Origin of the sequence: Pseudomonas sp. KB-10 (assembly GCF_018221585.1) — a bacterium.
In the GTDB taxonomy this organism is placed as follows: Bacteria; Pseudomonadota; Gammaproteobacteria; order Pseudomonadales; family Pseudomonadaceae; genus Aquipseudomonas; species Aquipseudomonas yangonensis.
The window spans coordinates 252,986-273,250 of sequence record NZ_QYYB01000007.1 but is presented as its reverse complement, the minus strand read 5'-3'; the positions used below and the strand labels follow the sequence as shown (position 1 = coordinate 273,250).

Here is a 20,265-nt window from a genome sequence, read left to right as displayed (position 1 = left end):
CAGCTGATCATGAGCGGGTTCTTAGAATTGCTCGGCAGCCAGGCCATACAGCGATTGGCTGCCGGCACGAATGCTCGCCTCCAGGCTCAGGGTGCGTGGCAGCAGACGGGCGAAGAAGAACTCGGCGGTGGCCAGCTTGCCGCCATAGAAGGCCTCGTCTTCGCCCTGCTTGCCCTGCGCCACTGCCGCCATGCGCGCCCACATGTAGGCGTAGGCGACATAGCCGAACAGATGCAGGTACTCCACCGAGGCGGCGCCGACGGCGTTGGGCTCGCTCTTGGCCTGCTCCAGCAGCCAGCCGCTGACCGCTTCCAGGCGCTCCAGTGCTTCCACCAAACGCTCGCCGTGAGGCGACTCATGGGTGTGGGCGAAGTCGCGCACCTCGGCGGCGAACAGGCGCAGCGCGGCGCCGCCGTTGGCCACTACCTTGCGACCCAGCAGGTCGAGCGCCTGAATGCCATTGGTGCCCTCGTAGATCTGCGCGATACGCACGTCGCGCACCAGCTGCTCCTGGCCCCATTCGCGGATATAGCCGTGGCCGCCGAAGACCTGCTGGCCGTGCACGCAGCTTTCCAGCCCGGTGTCGGTGAAGAAGGCCTTGGCCACTGGTGTCAGCAAGGCCACCAGGGCTTCGGCGTTCTGCCGTTCGCTGGCGTCCTCGGCGTACTTGGCCAGGTCGAGCTGCTGACCGACGTAGCAGGCAAAGGCCCGGCCGCCCTCGTTCAGCGCTTTCATGGTCAGCAGCATGCGACGCACGTCGGCGTGGACGATGATCGGGTCGGCGACCTTGTCGTGGTTCACCGGGCCGGTGGCGGCGCGGCTCTGGATGCGTTCGCGGGCGTAGCTGACCGCCGACTGATAGGAAGCCTCGGCGCAGCCGATGCCCTGGATGCCGATGGACAGACGCTCGTAGTTCATCATGGTGAACATCGCCGCCAGTCCCTTGTTGACCTCGCCGATCAGGTAGCCGGTGGCGCCGTCGAAGTTCATCACGCAGGTGGCCGAGGCCTTGATACCCATCTTGTGCTCGATGGAGCCGCAGCTCACGGCGTTGCGCGCGCCGAGGCTGCCGTCGGCGTTGACCATCACCTTGGGCACCAGAAACAGCGAGATGCCCTTCGGCCCGGCTGGCGCGTCTGGCAGCTTGGCCAGTACCAGATGGATGATGTTTTCGGTCAGGTCCTGCTCGCCGCCGGTGATGAAGATCTTGCTGCCGGTGACCTTGTAGCTGCCATCGGCCTGCGGCTCGGCGCGGGTGCGGATGATGCCCAGATCGGTGCCGGCATGGGCCTCGGTCAGGCACATGGAGCCTGCCCAGCGGCCTTCGTACATCGGCGGCAGGTAGGTGGTCTTGAGTTCTTCGCTGGCGTGGGCGTCGATGGCCAGGCAGGCGCCGGAGCTCAGCGCCGAGTACAGCGCGAAGCTGGAGCCGGCGGCGTAGAGCATCTCCTCGAAGGCCACGGCGAGCATCTTGGGCATGCCCATGCCGCCGTAATTCGGGTTGCCGGACAGGCCGACCCAGCCGCCTTCGGTGTAGGTGGCATAGGCCTCGCGGAAACCTGCCGGGGTGCGCACGTCGCCATCGACCCACTGGGCACCTTCCTCGTCGCCGCTGCGGTTGAGCGGGGCGATCAGGCTGCCGGTGACCTTGGCCGCTTCTTCGAGGATGGCGTCGGCGGTGTCGGCATCGACGGTTTCCGCCAGGGCCGGCAGACGTGCCCACAGGCTCGGCGCCTGGAAGACGTCATGGAGGACGAAGCGCATATCGCGCAGCGGGGCGTTGAATTCGGGCATGGTGCAACCTCGACAGCGGAGGCGCCGCGACAGGCGCGGCGCGTGGAACGAAATGCGTCAGTCGGCTTCCGCCGGACTACGCGACTTATCCTTGATGCTGGTGAATTTAAGCAGATGGGTGCGTTCGACCAGAATGTACAGCGCCGCACCCGCGGCCAGGCCCCAGCCCGCGCCGTAGACGGCGAGCACCACACCCATGGTGCCGGCGATGCCGCGCTCGGTGTTGTTGTTCAGTTGTTCGAAGCCGACCATCAGGCAGATGTAGCCGGTGAGGATCAGCGTCAGCGACAGGGCGATCGGCAGTACCGGTTGGAAGAAACTGACCAGCGGCAGCATGAACAGCGCGGCGAAGCCGGTAATCCAGAAGGTGCCGGCGCCGCTGTAGATCGAGTCCATCGCCTTGCGCCCGTACTTGTAGCGCTCGGCCATGGTCGCCGCCACCGCCGTCCACAACGGGCCAGCCAGGCCCGGGTAGGGCGCGAAGAAGGCGTGCAGGGCGTTGCGGATGGCGGTCACCAGGTGGATGCGGTCAACGTTGTTTTCGATCACCTCGTCGGTGCGCAGTTCATCGGCGCGCTGCATCAGCGACTGGCCGACGATGATGTCGCCGAAGGCGATCACGTAGGCGATCACCGCCGTGGGCACGGCCAGCATGAACACGTCCAGGCCGGGGAAGCCGACGTTGAACGGCAGGTAGTTCCACATCTCGCCGAAGGCCGGCGCGGTGATGCCCCACTTCACGTCCGGCATCTTGTACTCGCCCACGGCGATGCCGATGAAGATGGCGATCAGCATGCCTGGCACCATGCCGTAGTTGACGATCTTGCGGGCGAAGGGCACGCGCTCGGTCAGGCCCTTGAACGACACCGAGAACATCAGGTACAGGCAGATCAGGCTGCCGAGAACCAGAGAGATCGGCGTGTTGGCCAGGCGGCCGCCGGCGCTGATCTCGCCCATCAGTGCGGCGATGCCGGCACCGATGATGATGCCGCCCTTCATCGAGTTGGGGATCAGCCGCACCAGCGCGCTGCCCAGGCGGGTGACGCCGAGGAAGAGGAAGATCACGAACACCAGGAACTGTAGGGCGAACAGCGCCTGGATGGCCGCAGGACCCGGCTCGTAGTTGCCGAGAAACAGCAGCACCACGGGGATGCCGGGAGTGATCCAGCCGGGTACCAGCGGCACGCCGAGCAGCGCCGGCAGCATGAAGCCGATGCCGCAAACCACCACGTAGGCCAGGGCCACGTCGTAGGGCAGGCCGAGGTATTTCTCCAGCAGCGGGATCATCGCCAGGCTGACCACGAACATGATCAGTGCCTGCAGCATCTCGGCGGTTTCCCAACGGTAATGCACGAAGGGCAGGCGCACCTTGAAGGGGCCGAGGGGCCAGTGCGGTTGCTCGTCGCCGTCACGGCGCTTGAAAATTTGCATGAGGGTTCTCCGTCGGCCGCCTGGGCCGGTTCTTGTTGTTGTGAAAACGGTGCGGTTTTGCCGTAGCCCGGATGCAATCCGGGGGATCCGAATCGCTGTCCCCGGATTGCATCCGGGCTACGTGATCAGAGCGCCTTGGCCATATCGCGCAGGACGAACTTCTGGATCTTGCCGGTGCTGGTCTTGGGCAACTGGGTGAAGACCACGGTCTTGGGCACCTTGAAGCCGGCCAGATGCTCGCGGCAGAAGGTCATGATCTCGGTTTCACTGGCCTGCTGGCCGGTCTTGAGAGTGATGAAGGCGCAGGGCGTCTCGCCCCATTTCTCGTCCGGGCGGGCGACCACCGCCGCCTCCAACACCGCCGGGTGGCGATAGAGCACGCCCTCGACCTCGATGGTGGAGATGTTCTCGCCGCCGGAGATGATGATGTCCTTGAGGCGGTCGCGGATTTCCACATAGCCGTCGGCGTGGCACACGCCCAGGTCGCCGGTGTGGAACCAGCCGCCCTCGAAGGCTTCGGCGGTGGCGCTGGGGTTCTTCAGGTAGCCCTTCATCACGGTGTTGCCGCGCATGAAGATCTCGCCGATGGTCTGACCGTCACGCGGCACCGGCTCCAGGGTTTTCGGGTCGGCCACCATCACCCCTTCCAGAGTGGGGTAGCGCACGCCCTGGCGCGCTTTGATGGTGGCGCGTTCTTCCAGCGGCAGCTCGTCCCATTCGGCGTGCCAGGCGCACAGGGTCACCGGGCCGTAGACCTCGGTAAGGCCGTACACATGGGTGACATGGATGCCCATTTCCTCCACCGCACCGATCACCTTGGCGGGCGGCGCGGCGCCGGCGACCATGGCCTTGACCGGGTGATCGATGGCCGCCTTGGCTTCGGCCGGCATGTTCACCAGGGCGTTGAGCACGATGGGCGCGCCGCACAGGTGGGTGACCTGTTCGTCGCGGATCAGGGTGAGGATCTTCGCCGGGTCGACGCGGCGCAGGAACACATGCACGCCAGCCAGTGCGGTGATCGTCCATGGGTAGCACCAGCCATTGCAGTGAAACATCGGCAGGGTCCACAGGTAGACCGGGTGGTTGCCCATGTTCCAGGTCATCTGGTTGCCCATGGCATTAAGGAAGGCACCGCGGTGGTGATAGACCACGCCCTTGGGGTTGCCGGTGGTGCCCGAGGTGTAGTTGAGGCTGATCGCCTGCCACTCGTCGGTGGGCCACTGCCAGGCGAATTCGGGGTCGCCCTCGGCGAGGAAGGCCTCGTAGTCCAGGTCGCGGACTGCCTGGCCCTCGCCGTACTCGGGGTCGTCAACGTCGATCACCAGCGGCGGGTGATCGAGCATGCCGATGGCGGCGTGGATCACATCGAAGAACTCGCGGTCGGCGATCACCACCTTGGCTTCGCCATGCTGCAGCATGAAGGCGATCGCCTCGGCATCCAGGCGCACGTTGAGGGTGTTGAGCACCGCGCCGATCATCGGCACGCCGAAATGCGCTTCGAGCATGGCCGGAATGTTCGGCAGCATCACCGCTACCGTGTCGCCCTTGCCGATGCCACGGCCGGCCAGCGCCGAGGCCAGGCGTCGGCAACGCGCGTAGGTTTCGGCCCAGTTGCGGCGAATCGAGCCATGCACCACCGCCGGATAGTGCGGGTATACCGCCGCGGTACGTTCGATGAAGCTCAGGGGGCTGAGGGCGACGTGATTGACGGCGGCGCGGCCGAGGCCCTGCTCGTAGATCGACATGGCGGATACACCTTTGGCTGATTGTTAGCTCTGGTTATTCCGGTAATGATGCAGGCATTACCGAAGCTTGCTGGTGATAATTTATAGGTCATTTCTATTTTGTATGGAAGTTGTACCAAGGTTTTATAGAATAACTACTATATGAAGACTGACGCTCATCTTTCCGCGGTTCCCCTGCAGTCCTGGCTGCGCATCCAGCGCGAGGCGCCGCCCCTGGGCGAGCGGGCCGAGGCCCTGCGCCAGGCCCTGCTGGGCTGCCCGCAGGTGCGCCAGGCCTGGTACCTGGCCTGGCAGCCGGCCAGTCGTACCTACGCTCAGATGGACGACGGGCCGCGTCTGCCACCGGGCATGGGCGACCCGCTGGAGGCCAGTGACGAGACGCTGTTCGCTGCGCTTGGTGAGCAACCGAGCCTGACCTTCGACGCCCTGCGCCGGCTGCCCTGCTGGCTGGCCGGGCGTCTGCGCCGCGCCGCGCTGCATCATGGCCAGGCGCTGGCCCTGCAGCTGCAGCCCGGCCAGCCCGGCGTGCTGCTGTTGCAGGTCGACGAGGCGGCCGGGCTGGAATGGCTGCCCTGGTTGCGCGAGCTGCTGGTGCAGATGGTCGAACTGGCCTCGGGGCTGGCGCGCAGTGCGCCGCTGCTGTCATCCGACCCGCAGCCGGCGCTGCTGCTCGACGCCGAGGCGCGTCTGCTGGAGAGCAACGCGGCGTTGCAGGAGCTGCTTGGTGAACGCGCGCTGACGCAGGTGGGCGAGCTGCTGCCGGTGAACCATTTGCCGCTGGTGCGCGCCTGCCTGGAGCAGTCGCGCGCCGTGGAGTCGGTGGAAGCGCAGGATGGCGAGCGCATCCTGATCTGGAGTTTCATTCCCGATGTCGCCGAGCGCCGCGTGCTGGCGCGCTGTCGCGAGGCCACCCGCGAGGTTCGTGAGCAGCGTGAGGCCGCGCGGGCGCGGCGCTTGTATCGGCTGATCACCGAGAACACCACCGACCTGATTTCCCGGCACACGCCGGAGGGCGTGTTCCTCGACGCCACGCCTGCCAGCTGGACGTTGCTCGGCTACTGGCCGGAAGAACTGCGCGGCATGGCCGTCGACAGCCTGCTGCATCCGCAGGACCAACTGCAGCAGGCCAAGCAGGCGCGCGAGGCGCTGGAGCAGGATGGCTACCACACCATGACCTATCGCATTCGTCATCGCGACGGCCATTACCTGTGGTTCGAGACCGCCAGCCGCGCCATTCGCGAGACCTACACCGGTGCGGTGGTCGAGGTGGTCAGCGTGTCGCGCGACATTACCGCGCGTATCCAGGCCGAGGAGAACAAGCGCCGCCTTGAAGACGAGCTGGCGCACACCACGCGGCTGATCACCCTGGGCGAACTGGCATCGGGTATCGCCCACGAGATCAACCAGCCGCTGGCAGCGGTGGTCAACTACGCCAGCGCCAGCCAGCGCTACCTGCAGGGCATCGGCGGTGATCAGGCCGGTGTGGACAAGGTGGGCCAGGGCCTGGCGCGCATCACCGAGCACGCCAACCACGCCTCGGCAGTGATCAAGCGCCTGCGCGCCTTCCTGCGCAAGGGCCAGCGGCGCATGCAGGCGCTGGATCTGGCCGAGGTGGCGCGCGAAGCAGTGCGTCTGTGCAACTGGGAGGCCGGTACGGCGCAGGTGGCGGTGAGCGACGTCTTGCCGGACAATCTGCCGCCGGTATTCGCCGACCGCGTCCTGCTCGAACAGGTGCTGCTCAACCTGCTGCGCAATGCCATCGATGCCAACCGCGAACGTCACCCCGGCGCGCCTTCGCAGGTGCGTCTGGAGGCTGGCGAAGCTGATGGCTGCTTGGCCATCCGGGTGATGGATCAGGGGCCGGGCGTCAGCGACGAGCAGATGGCCAAGCTGTTCACGCCTTTCTACACCAGCAAGGCCGATGGCCTGGGGCTCGGCCTGTCCATGAGCCGCAGCATCATCGAAGGCTTCGGCGGGGCGCTGGAGGCGTTCCCGGCCGAGGGGGGCGGGTTGTGCCTGGAATGTCGTTTGCCGTTGGGCAGGGACGACGTATAACAACAAGAGGAGCAGTACAGGGATGCAACAACGGGTTTATGTGGTCGATGACGACCAGGGCATGCTCGACTCGACGCTCTGGCTGCTGGAGTCGGTTGGTCTGACAGGCGTGCCCTTCACCAGCGGTCGGGCCTTTCTCGAGGCTTGCGATCCGACTGCCAATGCCTGCGTGCTGCTCGATGTGCGCATGCCCGGCATGGGTGGGCTGAACGTGCAGGAGGAGATGCGCGCGCGTGGTATCGACTTGCCGGTGATCTTCGTCAGCGGCCATGCCGACGTGCCGATCGTGGTGCGCGCGTTCAAGGCCGGCGCGGTGGATTTCATCGAGAAGCCCTACAACGAGCAACTATTGCTCGACAGCGTGCAGCAGGCGCTGGATCGCCGCCCGGCCCGGCCAAAGCGCGACGCGCGTCTGGCCGAGGTGCAGGCGCGGCTCGATCAGCTCACCCCGCGTGAGCGTGACGTGCTGCTGCCCTTGGTGCGCGGCTACACCAACCGCGAAGTGGCCGAGCAGCTCGATATCAGCGTGAAGACCGTCGACCTGTATCGTTCGCGGGTGATGAAGCGCATGCAGGCCGAGACGCTGCCGGAGCTGGTGGGCATGGTTATCGCCGCCGGGTTGGTCGATCCGCTGGCGTTGCGTTCCGGCGCGGTAAGCAGCTAGTCGTTCAGTCTGACCAGCCGCGATAGACGTGGGTCATCGGCCTTGGCCCCTTGAGGTAGCCGGTGCTCAGCTCGCGGATATGAAAGCCGCCGGCTCCGATCAGCGCGGGTATGTCGCGATCCAGATGGCAGCCGCCGGCCAGCGGTTTCCACAGCGGCGTCAGGCGTTGTTGCCAGCGCACCACCGGCAGATCCGGCGCCAGACCGTGTTCGCAGAACAGCAGGCGCCCGCCAGGCTTGAGTACGCGGCGCATTTCGCGCAGGGCGGCGATGGCATCGGGGATGGTGCACAGGGTGAAAGTGCAGACGATGTCGTCGAAGCTGGCGTCCGCCGCCTGAATCTGCCCCAGTTCCAGGGCGATCATTTCCACCGGCACCTGGCAGCGTGCGGCGCGTTCGCGGGCCAGCTTCTGCATTTCCGCGGACGGGTCGACGCCGACCACCACCTCGACCCGCTGTGGGTCGTAGAAACTCAGGTTGAGTCCGCTGCCGATGCCGATTTCCAGCACACGTCCGTGCGCCAGCGGCACGATCTGCGAACGCGCCTTCATTACCGCGCCCATGCCGCAGGCGAAATCGATCAGGTGCGGCAGGATATGGCGGTCATAAAGGCCCATGGTTCAGGCTTCGTCCTGCCCTTCATCGTCCTCATCGTTGTCGCCGCGATAGGCGGCAAAGCATTTGAGGGTATGACTGACTTCACTGCCTTCGATCATCCAGCTGTCGTCCGTTTCGCTATAGCGCGCAGCCTGCACCGACGCCAGGGAGAACTTCCACAGGCGGCGCTCGCGACCATCTATGCAGTGCACCTGCAGCAAGGGTTTGGCGGCGCTATCGCTGCCAGCCGTGCCGGCGCTGATTTGCGCCAGCAGTTCGGTGTCGAGGTCGAATTGCCAGGCATACAGGCCGTCGATCTCGAGCATGTCGGCGTCTTGCAGGGCCTCGATCAGGCTTGTCGGTTTCATCGCTTCATCCACGGCATCAGCGCCCCAGTCGGCGCAGGTCGGAAGACTCTATCACGCGCACACCGTCTTCCTCTTCCAGTGCCAGGCGCCAGAGGGCGCGGGCCAGGGCGCAGGCGTCGATGCCACGGTACTTGCCTGGCAGCCAGCGCAGCAGGGGAGCCGCGAGGCGCTCGCCAAGACGAAACTCATGGCGTGCCCCGAGCAGCAGCGACGGACGGGCGATGGTCAGTTGTGGCCAGTCCATGGCTTTCAACGCTTGCTCGGTCTCGCCCTTGACGCGGTTGTAGAACACTGACGAGTTGGGATTGGCGCCCAGTGCACTGATCACCACCAGATGCCGTGCGCCCAGCTCGCGAGCGCGACGGGCGAAAGCCAGCACCAGGTCGTGGTCGACGGCGCGAAAGGCCTCCTGCGAGCCTGCCTGCTTGATGGTGCTGCCCAGGCAGCAGAAGGCGGTATCGACCTGGCCGGATAGTTGCGGCAGCAGTGCCTGCAGATCACCCACCGGGTTTTCCAGATGCGGATGGGCGGCCAGTGGCCGACGGGTCGGCGCCAGCACGCGGGCGACCGTCGGCTCGCTGAGCAGGCGGTCGAGCAGGTGCTCACCGGTGAGTCCGGTGGCGCCGGCGATAAGAATGTGCTGCGGGGTCAGGTACATGCAATTGTCTCTTGTCCGTTACAGTTCAGCTTAGTCCTTTGCCGGACCACTGGCCACGGCACCGAGCGCGCGCTCGGCCTGGCTCTGACGCAGATCGCGCCAGTGCTGGAGTACGCCGCGTGGCGCCCAGATCTGCGGTTCGGAAGGCTCGAAGCCATCGCTCTGCTCACGCTCGGCGACGCGTTCCTTGGCCAGTTCGAAGGCCCGTTCCAGGTTGTCGGTTTCGCCGAGGGCCTCGGCAAACAGGGCGCGGCCGAAATAGGTGAAGTCGTTCTCCTCGCTGCAGCCGAAGGAAACCCGGTCGGCGCGTGCGGCGGTCATCACCAGGGTCTTTTCGTCTTTCAGTGGTGGGATGAAACCGCCGGAGTAGCAAGCCGAAATCACCACCACCTTGTTGCGTTGCTTGAGTGGCGCCAGCAGCGCCGCCAGCTCGCTGGCCGGCAGGTCGGCAAGTTGCAGGCGCGGCTGGTCGAGATTGAGTTCGTGGCGGCGCGAGCCATGGCTGGTCAGGTAGATGAAGATCAGATCTTCCTCGCCACTGCGTTCGGCAAGAGCCTGGACCGCGCGACCAAGGTTCTCGCGCGTAGCCAGCGGACGGTCGGCGAGATGATCACGGTGGTTGACCAGGTCGATGCTGCCGTAGGCGCCAAAACGATCGCGCATCAGCCTGCTGACATAGTCGGCCTCGCGCATGAATACGCTCTGCTTGCCGTCACCCGCCAGGGTCAGCGCATAGAGTTCGCGTGCCGGTGTCGAGGCGGGGAGTGCGGCGATGGCCTCATCGAGCAGCTGTCCCTGTCGCAGCAGACCCAGCTCGAGGCTGTCGGGCAACACCTGGCCCTGTTCGTCACGTATCAGTCGCCCGCCTTGCCAGGTGCCGGACTGGCGACTGCCATCGGCCAGAGTCAGGGTGCCCTCGCCATTGTATTCACCACCGGAAAAATGGCCGCGGTAGGCGCTGCCGTCGGGCAGGGTGAGCAGGCCTTGGCCTTGGTACTGCCAGTCGGCGAATTCGCCGAGGTAGCGCGTGCCGTCGCCGTCGGTGTATTCGCCGGGGCCCTGCATCACGCCTTCGACGAACTCTCCGGCCCAGGTCTCGCCGCTGGCGCTCTGGTAGCGGCCCTTGCCATGGAACTCGTCATTCTTGAACCCGCCGCTGTAGTTGTCGCCATCGGCGTTGTGGTAGCTGCCCTGGCCGCTGAGCAGGCCCAGGGCGAATACGCCGCTGAACTGGTTGCCATAGGCGTCGATGCGTACGCCCTGGCCCTCCGGCTGACCGTTGACGAACTGGCCCTGGAAGCTGCTGCCGTCGGCCATTTCCAGTTTGCCCAGGCCGTGGAAGCGGTCGTTGAGAAATTCGCCCTGGTAGCGTTGGCCGCCCTGTTCCAGCAGGCCGACGCCGCTGAATCTGTTGCGTTCGAACCCCCCTTCGTAGCGGCTGCCGTCACTGTAGGTCAGGGTACCCTGGCCGTGGAACATGCCTTCATGAAACTCGCCCAGATAGTGTTCGCCACCGGGGCCCTGCCACTCGCCGCTGCCTTCGAGCATGCCGTCCCTGAACTGGCCGACGAACCAGCTGCCATTGCGGTAGTCCAGACGTCCCGGGCCTTGCAGCAACCCGTCGACGATCTCGCCACGATACTGGCCGCCATCGGGCAGGGTGGCATTGGCCGGCAACAGCGGGCGCGCTTCGTCGCAACCGGCGATCAGCAGGGACAGGCAAAGAGGCAGCAGGCGCAGGGCAAGGGGATGCATGGCGGACGTCCAGGTCGGTGCTTTGCTCCGCAGTATGCCGCAAGCCTGCAGGCTTGCGCTGCCGAGTCGCACGCTTTACGGATGCAGGATCGCTCCCGCTCCGGCGCATGGCACGGAAAACGGGAGCGACAGAGGATGCCCGGGTGGGATCAGACGAAGCAGAGGGTCAGCGGCTCGGCGACATAGGCCGGTTTCTCCTGGCCTTCTATCTCCAGCACGGCGCGGGCCTTGAGCAGCCACTGGCCGGGGTTCTTCTCGGTGGCGTCGGTCAGGGTGACCACCAGGCGCACCTTGGAGTTGACCTTGACCGGCTGGATGAAGCGCACGCTGTCGAGGCCGTAGTTCACTGCCATCTTCAGCCCCTGCGGCATGATCATGATCTTTTCCATCAGCATTGGCACCAGCGACAGCGAGAGGAAGCCGTGGGCGATGGTGGTGCCGAAGGGGGTCTGTTTGGCCTTTTCCGGGTCGACGTGGATGAACTGGTGGTCGCCGGTACACTCGGCGAACTGGTTGATGCGCTCCTGATCGATGGTCAGCCACTCGGACTTGCCGAGTTCCTTGCCAACGTGGTCCTTGAGCTCTGCTACGGGTACGAACGGCATAGTTCCTCCTTGAGGACGCGGGTGTTTTTCTTGTGTGCGTGGAACCGTTGCGGCCTAGATCAGCACGAGGTGGACAGCGGGTCAAGCCTGCCCAGGCGGACTGAATGATGCGGCATAGGTCAGCCTGACGAAGCAATACAGAGGCCAGCGAAGGTGCATCGCGCCTATAATGGCCGACATGCCTCAATAGATGCCCGGAATCCCCTCTAGTAGGCCGCTGAAAAACTACCTGCGTGGTCATTGCTGCGTTAAAAACAGGCTCAAAATGCTCATTTACAGCTCGTAAACTCCGCTTTTTCGCCTGTTTTTGCCTTGCACTGACTGCCTCGCCTACATTTTTCAACGGCCTACTCGCGAGCGGAAGCGCGGCCATCGCTCGTCTTGTGGAGACCTCAAACATGCTGCTTCGCGGCCTTTCCTGGCTGGTGCTGTGCCAGTTGCTGGGTACCGTTCTTAACGTGCTGCTGTTACCGATGCTGCCTGGGCCGATCATCGGCATGCTGCTGCTGTTCGTCTTTCTTGTCGTCCGTGGCGAGGTGGGCGAGCCGCTCAGCGTGGCGTCCAGCAGTCTGCTCAAGTACCTGCCGCTGATCCTGGTACCGCCCGCGGTGGGTGTGATGGCCTATGCCAGTGATATTGCCGCCGATTTCTGGGCGGTGGTCGGCGCGCTGGTGCTGTCGCTGCTGGTATCGCTGGCCTTCGCCGGCTGGCTGATGCAGAAACTGATCGAGCGCCAGCAGCGCCGGGAGGACGCATGAGTCCGGATTGGCAGGGCGCCTGGCAGGCGCTGACCCATCACCCGCTGTTCGGTATCGGCATCACCCTCGGTGCCTATCAGTTGGCCATGGCCGCCTACGAGCGCACCCGCTGGGTATTCCTGCAGCCGGTACTGGTCTCGATGCTCACGGTCATCGGCATCCTGCTGCTGTGCGGCCTGAGCTTCGCCGAATACCGCAGCAGCGTCGCGGCGCTGACCCTGCTGCTCGGCCCGGCCACCGTGGCCCTGGCCGTGCCGCTGTATTTGAACCTGCGGCGGATTCGCCAGCTGGTCTGGCCCATCATCCTCACCCTGCTGATCGCCGGCACCTTCGCCACCGTGCTCGGGGCAGGGCTGGCCTGGTTGTTCGGTGCCGAACGGCTGATGCTGATGAGCATGGCGCCCAAATCGGTGACCTCGCCGATCGCCATGCTGGTGGCCGATCAGATCGGTGGTATCGCGGCGCTGGCAGCGGTGTTCGTGATGATCACCGGTGTCATCGGCGCCATCGTCGGGCCGTCCATTCTGCGTCTGTGCCGGGTTCATCACCCGGCGGCGCAGGGCATGGCGCTGGGCATCACCGCCCACGCCGTGGGCACAGCGCGCGCACTGCAGGAGAGCGACGAATGCGGCGCCTTCGCGGCGCTGGCGATGAGTCTGATGGGGGTGATCACTGCCGTGCTGTTGCCTCTGGCGATCGTCATGTTCCTGTGAGAGTCTGACTGACCATCCCTGATGCCCCGGATCGAGTTGATAACAGGCCGCGCTCATGACTCTCCCGCTGTTCCCGCTCAACACCGTATTGTTCCCCGGCTGTGTGCTCGATCTGCAGATATTCGAGGCGCGCTATCTGGACATGATCAGCCGCTGCATGAAGCAGGGCACGGGGTTCGGCGTGGTGTGCATCGTCGAGGGCGAGGAAGTGGGCGAAGCCGCCAGCCGCTTCGCGGCCATTGGTTGTGAGGCGCTGGTGCGTGACTTTCAACAGCGCACCAATGGACTGCTGGGTATTCGTGTCGAGGGCGGGCGGCGCTTTCGCGTCGAGCGTGCCCAGGTTCTGCCTGACCAGTTGACCGTTGCCGATGTGCAGTGGCTGCAGGAGCCGCCAGACTGCCCGCTGCAGGCCGAGCATGCCGACCTTGCCGCCCTGCACGCCGCATTGGCCGAACATCCGCTGGTGGAGGAGCTGGCCATGGCGGGGGTGGTCACCGGCCAGCAGCAACTGGCCAATCAACTGGCTTACCTGTTGCCGCTGGAGCCGGCGCAGAAGCTGCAGCTGCTTGCGCTCGATGACCCGGCCCAGCGCCTGGACCAGCTGCACACCATGCTGGAAATGCTTCAGGGCGATGCCTGAAGCGACGCGTCAGTAGGCGTAGCGCAGCAGCGCATTGGACAGCTGCCAGGTCGCCATACCGCCCAGTACCGCGATGCAGGCGGGCAGGATGATCCACCACAGACGCGCGGGCAGTGCCGGCAGTACCTCGCGGCGCTGGCACAGCGTCAGGCTCAGGCCACAAATGGCCGAGGCCAGCAGGGCGCCGGCGATGATGTCGCTGGGCCAGTGCACGCCCAGGTAAATCCGCGACAGGGCAATCGCTGCGGCCGGCAGACAGGCTACCACCAGCCAGGCCAGGCGCAGGCGTGCCGATTGTCCGCGTCCGGCCAGCACCCCCAGCACCAGAAAGAAGGCAAAGGCTGCCGAGCTGTGGCCGCTGGGAAAGCTGAAGGTGGTCAGCGGTTCGCTCAGCACGTCGGGGCGTGCCCGGGCAAAGCCATGCTTGAGGGTGCTGTTGCCGATGGCCGTGACCAGCAGGGTCGAACCGGCGAACAGCAGATGACGCCACTGGCGCGCGAGCAGCAGCAGGGCGCACAACACCGTGGCCGCCACAAACTGGATATGGAAGTCGCCCAGCCGGGTCAGGGTGCCGATCCATCGGTCCAGGTGTACCTCACGCTGCTCCTGCACCAGGGTCATCAGGCCCTGATCCAGCGCATCGAGATGCGGCCAGCCGATGACAATGGCCAGTAGCAGCGCCAGGCTGAGACCGCCACCCAGCAGGCTGGCCCGCTGTTTTTCCGCCAGGCTGGCCTGGATGGTCAGCAGCAGGATCACGCCGATGCCGGCCAGCAGCACCGCCGCCTCGGTCCAGAAACCTTCCGCCATCGGCAGACGCAGTGCAGCGCCGGTGGCCCAGCCCGGCAACAGGTAGGCCAGGGCCCAGCCGGCCGCCGCCACCAGGCTGACCAGGATGAAGCGCAGCGGCGGCATGTCCAGCATGCCGGCCACCATGGGCAGCATCGGCCGCAGCGGGCCGATGAAACGCCCGACCAGCAGGCTGGCCACCCCGTAATGGCGGAAATACAGCTCGGCGCGCATGATCCACTGCGGGTGGTGGCGCAGCACCGGCAGGCGGCCGATGTTGCGCTTGAAACGCCTGCCCAGCGCGTAGGAAATCATGTCGCCACACAGTGCACCGGCGTAGGCCAGCAGCAGCGTATGCCACAACGTCAGTACGCCGCTGCCGGCCAGCAGCGCGACGCTGAACAGCAGCACCACGCCGGGCAGCACGATACCTACCAGCGCCAGGCATTCGAGCAGGGCGATGAGGAAGATCGCCATTCCCAGCCACTGCGGGTTGCCACCCAGCCAGGTGGTCAGGTTGTCCAGCCAGACGCTCATTGTGCTGCTCCCGAAACGCTCAACAATCGATAATCACGGCCTTCGACCTGTCCACGGCGCAAAGGGTTGCGCGTGCAATGGCGGGCGTACAGCGCGTCGACGAAACGGTAGGGCAGGTGTTCGTCGCGCCCCAGGGGAATGCCCAGGCGCGCGCACTGGATGATCGAATGCGGCCTTTCGCCGACGTCCTCGACGAACAATCGCTGCAGATCGAAGCGGCGTGCATCCCAGTCCGTTACCTTCAGGCCCAGCGCCTTGCACAGCAGGGTCTGCCCGGCGCACAGGCGCTCGGGCGCACGCGGACGGCCAAGGCTGTCCGGGTTGTTGCACTGCATCGCAGCGAGCGAGTCGGCGCCGCTGATGGCATCGACCCAGGGATGCGCGGATTTGATCAGCACCGCGTTGCCGGGGCCAAAGGCGCTGAAGTTCAGCGAATCGCCGCCGCGTGCGTAATACATATAGATGTGCCCGCCATCGGCGAACAGCGCCTTGCGTTTCTCGGTGTAGCCGAGCGAGGCGTGGCTGCCCTTGTCCACCAGGTAATAAGCCTCGGTCTCGATGATCCGTGCGCTCAGCCAGCGCTTGCCGACGCGGTGACGAATCACCTTGCCGAGCAGCTCGCGGGCGAGCAACTGCGCATCGCGGTCGAAGAAGGTGTCGGGCAACGGTCTGGCGCCGGGCCAGGGCAAACTAAGGGTGGGTTCGGCGGGCATGATCTGTCGAAGGCGCTCGCAGCGTTCTAACCTGGGGCCGCGAGCATAACAACAAGAACCTTAAAGATGCCTGAACGTTCCCGCGCCAGCAGCGCCCATATCAGTCCTTCGGCGCATTACACCGGCTACGTCTGGTATCGCCACCGCTTGGCCGAACCGGCGTTCGCCACCGCCTTCGGCCGCTTCGTGCACAAGCTGCTGTGGCCCGTCACCTGGGGCGCCAGGGCCGGTTTCGGCCTGGATATAGAGGCTTTTCTGCTGCAGCGCCATCTGCAGATCGACGCGCAACTGACTGAGGCCATCGAGCAGCAGGGGGTACGCCAGGTGGTGGAAATTGCCTGTGGCCTGTCGCCCCGTGGACGGCGCTTCTGCTCGCGCTATCCACACCTTCGTTATCTGGAGGCGGACCTGCCCGCCATGGCCGCACGCAAGCGTCTGCTGTTGCACGGCGAAGGCTGGCTGGACGGCCGGCACCAGGTGCGCGCTGTGGATATCCTGGCCGAACGCGGTAATCAGCGCCTGAGTGCGCTGTTCGCGGATCTCGATCGCACTCAGCCGGTGGTGGTGATCACCGAGGGGCTGGTCAACTATTTCCCGTTGGCGCTGATCGAGGGCTTCTGGAGCCGTCTCGCCAAAGAGCTTGGCGAGTTCCCCGCTGCTACCTACCTGACCGAGCTTTATCCGGACCTGCGTGAGCACCCGCGCTACCGCCAGCTGCGTTGGGGCGTCGATCTGATCGGCCGGTTGACCCGCGGCAGTTACCCGCTGCATTACCGAAATCATGACGAGATCGACGCGGGCTTCCGGCGTTGCGGCTTCGCTCAGGTGCAGGTGCTCGATCCCAGTGCCGACGCTACCCGTCTGGGGCTCGCGCCTTCACGCCTGCCCGGACTGGTGCGGGTGATTCAGGCGCGGACCTAGGAAGCGCTGCGCTCCGCGGCTGTGCCGGCTTATCTAGGCGCAGGCCGCGGCCGGCAGCTGGGGCTGATGGATGTGATCGGCCAGCGCCAGGCTGGCCACAGCATCGGTATGCGGAAAGACGAAGGCCAGCCCCTGGTCGTCGTGCCGCAGTGGCAGCAGAGGCTGGCTCGGCAGGTCGGCCTGGCTCAGCTGCCAGTCACGCAGCGGCAGGTCTCGTGGCAGGTCGCCCCGCAGCAGCCCGCCGAAGAAGCCCAGCTCGCTCAACTCCACCGTCCACTGCCGGCCTTCGACGTGGTGCAGCAGCGCCTGGCGCTGGCGCGGCGCCAGACGCGGTTCGCAGCGTTTCTCCAGCCGCAGCAGCTGCTCTTTGTGCAGGCGAGTGCTGTCCGCGCTGCGCATAGGCAGCGGGCGCTCGCCAAGGAAGGGGCGATACAGCGCTGCGCAGGCCTCGCGCTGTTCGAACTGGGCAAGGTGATCGGCATGGTGGATCAGCACGCAGTCGGCGCTGGTGCAGGCTGCTGCGAAATGGGCGTGCTCCCAGGGTTGGGTGAAGTGATCGTGCTCGCCGGCCAGTATCAGGGTCGGGCATTGCGGGTGCTGGCTGAAGCCGCCGAAAGCCAGCAGGCGCTGGCTGTTCTGCCGGTAACGTTCCACCTCGATTGGTGACAGGCGTTGAATCTGCCGTAGCAACGCCTTGCGAAATACCGGGGAAATGCCGGTCGCCTGTAGTCGCAGTGGGTTGAGCAGGCCGCTCAGGGCACCCTGGGCGAACTCGCCGATGCGTCCTTCTGCGAGCAGCGCCAGGCTTTCCTCCAGCAACCGCCGCGCGCCGGGACGGCCGAAGGCGGTGATGCCGGCCAGCAGCAGGCGCGCGCAGCGCTGCGGATGGCGTGCGGCGAACAGGGCCGCCAGCGCCGAGCCGTAGGACAGGCCGATGGGCATCAGCGGCGGCAATTGCAGTTGTTCGGCGAAGGCGGCGATCAGGTCGGCCAGCTGTTCCAGACCGAGCTCGGGGGCCAGCTGCAGATTGCTACCCTGGCTGGGCAGGTCGAGCAGGATCACTGGATGCTCGCGTAGCAGCTCGTCGACCTCTGCAGCAAATGAACGAAAGCTCTGGAAGGCCCCGCCGAGCATCAGGACCGGCGCGCGGCCATCGCGCTGGCGGGCGGAATAGGCCTGGTAGTGCAGGCGCCAGCCGGCGATATCGATGACTGCGGGTGGGCTGGCGAGCAAGGCGGCGCTGTAGTCGGTGCGGTAACGCATGGGGCACTCCAGTCTCTGTTGTTGTTCTTCTGGTGGGGCGGCATGCGCTGCCGTCTCGCCGGGTCGGCAAAACCTCGATTGCAAGGTAAACATCGGGCGGCGATTTGTTTACCCAACCTTCGGGCGGCCCCTGCCTGCGAGTGTCACCGTTGCAGGCGCGGCGCTTGCGTGGCGCGGCTGCGGGCGTTACCGCGGGCGCTAAGCGGACGCGCTGTCTACCGCTTGCCAGACGCCGCTGGGCGCGGCCTTGCGAGCCCGCTATAATCAGCCCCTTTTTCCAACTGCCAGACCTCCGCCGCCATGACCGAGTCCGTGCACGCTTACATGACCCGCCTGGGCCAGGCCGCCCGCCAGGCTTCCAGGGTGCTTGCCCGCGCCCGCACCGCGCAGAAGAATCGCGCGCTGCAGGCCGCTGCCAACGCCCTCGACGCCGCTCGCGCCGAACTGACTGCCGCCAACGAACTGGACCTGGCCGCTGCCCGCGCCAGCGGTCTGGAACCGGCCATGGTCGACCGCCTGGCGCTGACGCCGAAGGTGATCGACAGCATGATCGAAGGGCTGCGCCAGGTGGCGACCCTGCCCGATCCGATCGGCGAGATTCAGGGCATGCGCTACCTGCCGTCCGGCATCCAGGTCGGCAAGATGCGTGTGCCGCTGGGGGTGATCGGCATCATCTACGAGTCGCGTCCGAACGTGACCATCGATGCCGCCAGCCTGTGCCTGAAGTCCGGTAACGCCACCATCCTGCGTGGCGGTTCCGAGGCTATTCACTCCAACCAGGCGATTGCCCGCTGCATCCAGCAGGGCCTGGCCGAAGCGGATCTGCCGGCAGCCGCCGTGCAGGTGGTGGAAACCACCGACCGCGCCGCAGTCGGTGAGCTGATCACCATGCCCGAATACGTCGATGTGATCGTCCCGCGCGGTGGCAAGGGCCTGATCGAGCGCATCAGTCGCGACGCCAAGGTACCGGTGATCAAGCACCTGGACGGCGTTTGCCACGTCTATGTCGACGTTGCCGCCGATCTCGACAAGGCCATCCGCGTCTGTGACAACGCCAAGACCCAGCGCTACTCGCCGTGCAATGCCATGGAGACCCTGCTGGTGCATCAGGCCATCGCCGCACGTGTGCTGCCCCCGCTGGCCGCCATCTACCGTGACAAGGGCGTGGAGCTGCGTGGCGATGCCGCTACCCGCGAACTGCTTGGTAACGACGTGCTGGAAGCGAGCGAGGACGACTGGTTCGCCGAGTACAACGCGCCGATCCTGGCCATTCGCATCGTCGATTCGCTGGATGCGGCCATCGAGCACATCAATCATTACGGCTCGCAGCACACCGACTCGATCATCACCGAGAATTTCAGCGACGCGCGGCGTTTCCTCACCGAGGTGGATTCTTCCTCGGTGATGGTCAATGCCTCGACCCGCTTTGCCGATGGTTTCGAGTACGGCCTGGGGGCGGAGATCGGTATTTCCACCGACAAGCTGCACGCACGCGGACCGGTCGGCCTGGAAGGCCTGACCAGCGAGAAGTACGTGGTCTTCGGCGACGGACACATTCGCACATAAATGAAACGGATCGGCGCCCGACGCATCGGCCTGCTCGGCGGTACCTTCAACCCGGTGCATATCGGGCATTTGCGTGCGGCGCTGGAAGTGGCCGAGTTCATGGCACTGGACGAGCTGCGGCTGATCCCCAGCGCCAGGCCGCCGCACCGCGATACGCCGCAGGCGACGGCCGAACAGCGTCTGGCCATGGTCGAACTGGCGGTCACCGGCGAGCCGCGGCTGGCGGTCGATGACCGCGAGCTGCGTCGCGACAAGCCGTCGTACACGGTGGACACCCTGGAGTCGGTGCGTGCCGAGCTGGCGGCGGACGATCAGCTGTTTTTGCTGCTTGGCTGGGATGCCTTCTGCAGCTTGCCGAGCTGGCATCGCTGGCAGGAATTGCTCGAGCACTGCCATCTGCTGGTGCTGCAGCGGCCGGACGCCGACAGCGAAGCGCCGGAGGCGCTGCGCGATCTGCTGGCCGCGCGCAGTGTCAGCGACCCGCTGAGCCTGGAGGGCGCAGGCGGGCAAATCAGTTTCATCTGGCAGACTCCGTTGGCGATTTCCGCCACGCAGATTCGCCATTTACTGGCAACCGGCCGCTCGGCGCGTTATCTGCTGCCCGATGCGGTACTGGCCTACATCCAGGCGCACGACCTTTACCGTGCGCCCAATGCTTGAAACGCCGTGCAGGTGCGCTGGCGTCCATTACACG

19 protein-coding genes are annotated in these 20,265 nt (G+C 65.6%); 8 read left to right on the top strand and 11 right to left on the bottom strand.

The genetic code is table 11. The annotated features are described in order from the left end of the window. Positions 1-21 precede the first annotated feature (21 nt). From DXK50_RS19590 to DXK50_RS19580, 3 genes are all read right to left on the bottom strand, one after another. Positions 22-1,794, bottom strand: a complete 1,773-nt coding sequence (locus DXK50_RS19590) for an acyl-CoA dehydrogenase C-terminal domain-containing protein (protein WP_212631485.1) — start codon at positions 1,792-1,794, stop codon at positions 22-24. Between the two features lie 57 nt (positions 1,795-1,851). Beyond that, on the bottom strand, positions 1,852-3,225 hold the full coding sequence (locus DXK50_RS19585; RefSeq protein ID WP_013717197.1) for a solute carrier family 23 protein: 1,374 nt from the start codon (positions 3,223-3,225) through the stop codon (positions 1,852-1,854). Between the two features lie 125 nt (positions 3,226-3,350). Next, the gene (locus tag DXK50_RS19580) at positions 3,351-4,970 is read right to left on the bottom strand and encodes an acyl-CoA synthetase (RefSeq protein WP_212631484.1); all 1,620 of its coding nucleotides are present in this window, start codon (positions 4,968-4,970) and stop codon (positions 3,351-3,353) included. A gap of 141 nt (positions 4,971-5,111) precedes the next feature. On the opposite strand from DXK50_RS19580, the gene DXK50_RS19575 reads away from it, so the two are divergent. Together DXK50_RS19575 and DXK50_RS19570 are read left to right on the top strand one after the other, a co-directional pair. Beyond that, positions 5,112-7,025 (top strand): sensor histidine kinase, encoded by a 1,914-nt coding sequence (locus DXK50_RS19575; protein ID WP_212631483.1) that lies wholly within the window; start codon positions 5,112-5,114, stop codon positions 7,023-7,025. 22 nt (positions 7,026-7,047) lie between these two features. Beyond that, positions 7,048-7,689 (top strand): response regulator transcription factor, encoded by a 642-nt coding sequence (locus DXK50_RS19570; protein ID WP_024309590.1) that lies wholly within the window; start codon positions 7,048-7,050, stop codon positions 7,687-7,689. A gap of 4 nt (positions 7,690-7,693) precedes the next feature. Here DXK50_RS19570 and DXK50_RS19565 read toward each other — a convergent pair whose 3' ends face one another. The 5 genes from DXK50_RS19565 to DXK50_RS19545 form a co-directional block, all read right to left on the bottom strand. Then, positions 7,694-8,305 (bottom strand): class I SAM-dependent methyltransferase, encoded by a 612-nt coding sequence (locus tag DXK50_RS19565; RefSeq protein ID WP_212631482.1) that lies wholly within the window; start codon positions 8,303-8,305, stop codon positions 7,694-7,696. 3 nt (positions 8,306-8,308) lie between these two features. Continuing rightward, positions 8,309-8,653 carry a DUF5629 family protein gene (locus DXK50_RS19560; protein WP_212631481.1) on the bottom strand — a complete coding sequence of 115 codons (345 nt, stop codon included), beginning with the start codon at positions 8,651-8,653 and terminating at the stop codon, positions 8,309-8,311. A 16-nt stretch (positions 8,654-8,669) separates the two neighbouring features. After that, positions 8,670-9,311, bottom strand: coding sequence for an oxidoreductase (locus DXK50_RS19555; RefSeq protein WP_212631480.1), 642 nt, complete (start codon positions 9,309-9,311; stop codon positions 8,670-8,672). A 30-nt stretch (positions 9,312-9,341) separates the two neighbouring features. Beyond that, the gene (locus DXK50_RS19550) at positions 9,342-11,066 is read right to left on the bottom strand and encodes a C13 family peptidase (protein ID WP_212631479.1); all 1,725 of its coding nucleotides are present in this window, start codon (positions 11,064-11,066) and stop codon (positions 9,342-9,344) included. 149 nt (positions 11,067-11,215) lie between these two features. Beyond that, positions 11,216-11,671 (bottom strand): MaoC family dehydratase, encoded by a 456-nt coding sequence (locus DXK50_RS19545; protein ID WP_161867445.1) that lies wholly within the window; start codon positions 11,669-11,671, stop codon positions 11,216-11,218. A gap of 398 nt (positions 11,672-12,069) precedes the next feature. Here DXK50_RS19545 and DXK50_RS19540 point away from each other — a divergent pair, with 398 nt between their 5' ends. Genes DXK50_RS19540 through DXK50_RS19530 form a run of 3 tightly spaced genes read left to right on the top strand, consistent with a single transcriptional unit; the run spans position 12,070 to position 13,782 of the window. Continuing rightward, positions 12,070-12,429 (top strand): CidA/LrgA family protein, encoded by a 360-nt coding sequence (locus DXK50_RS19540; protein WP_161867446.1) that lies wholly within the window; start codon positions 12,070-12,072, stop codon positions 12,427-12,429. Further along, positions 12,426-13,142 carry an LrgB family protein gene (locus tag DXK50_RS19535; RefSeq protein ID WP_212631478.1) on the top strand — a complete coding sequence of 239 codons (717 nt, stop codon included), beginning with the start codon at positions 12,426-12,428 and terminating at the stop codon, positions 13,140-13,142. Before DXK50_RS19540 ends, DXK50_RS19535 begins: the two co-directional genes overlap by 4 nt. A 55-nt stretch (positions 13,143-13,197) precedes the next feature. Next, positions 13,198-13,782, top strand: coding sequence for an LON peptidase substrate-binding domain-containing protein (locus DXK50_RS19530; protein WP_161867448.1), 585 nt, complete (start codon positions 13,198-13,200; stop codon positions 13,780-13,782). Positions 13,783-13,791: 9 nt separating this feature from the next. Here the strand turns inward: DXK50_RS19530 and DXK50_RS19525 are convergent, their stop codons facing one another. Both DXK50_RS19525 and DXK50_RS19520 read right to left on the bottom strand, forming a co-directional pair. Continuing rightward, positions 13,792-15,108 (bottom strand): bifunctional DedA family/phosphatase PAP2 family protein, encoded by a 1,317-nt coding sequence (locus tag DXK50_RS19525; RefSeq protein ID WP_212631477.1) that lies wholly within the window; start codon positions 15,106-15,108, stop codon positions 13,792-13,794. After that, positions 15,105-15,821: a DNA-3-methyladenine glycosylase gene (locus DXK50_RS19520; RefSeq protein ID WP_212631476.1), complete on the bottom strand. Its 717-nt coding sequence runs from the start codon at positions 15,819-15,821 to the stop codon at positions 15,105-15,107. The genes DXK50_RS19525 and DXK50_RS19520 overlap by 4 nt, the downstream gene beginning before the upstream one ends. Before the next feature lie 66 nt (positions 15,822-15,887). Here DXK50_RS19520 and DXK50_RS19515 point away from each other — a divergent pair, with 66 nt between their 5' ends. Continuing rightward, positions 15,888-16,742 carry a class I SAM-dependent methyltransferase gene (locus DXK50_RS19515; RefSeq protein WP_212631475.1) on the top strand — a complete coding sequence of 285 codons (855 nt, stop codon included), beginning with the start codon at positions 15,888-15,890 and terminating at the stop codon, positions 16,740-16,742. A 33-nt stretch (positions 16,743-16,775) separates the two neighbouring features. On the opposite strand, the gene DXK50_RS19510 is transcribed toward DXK50_RS19515, so the two are convergent. Then, positions 16,776-18,005, bottom strand: a complete 1,230-nt coding sequence (locus tag DXK50_RS19510) for an alpha/beta fold hydrolase (RefSeq protein WP_212631474.1) — start codon at positions 18,003-18,005, stop codon at positions 16,776-16,778. 300 nt (positions 18,006-18,305) lie between these two features. Here DXK50_RS19510 and DXK50_RS19505 point away from each other — a divergent pair, with 300 nt between their 5' ends. Beyond that, positions 18,306-19,571, top strand: coding sequence for a glutamate-5-semialdehyde dehydrogenase (locus DXK50_RS19505; RefSeq protein ID WP_212631473.1), 1,266 nt, complete (start codon positions 18,306-18,308; stop codon positions 19,569-19,571). Continuing rightward, positions 19,572-20,231, top strand: coding sequence for a nicotinate-nucleotide adenylyltransferase (gene nadD, locus DXK50_RS19500; protein WP_161867454.1), 660 nt, complete (start codon positions 19,572-19,574; stop codon positions 20,229-20,231). It abuts the gene before it with no gap. The last annotated feature ends 34 nt before the right edge of the window (positions 20,232-20,265 follow it).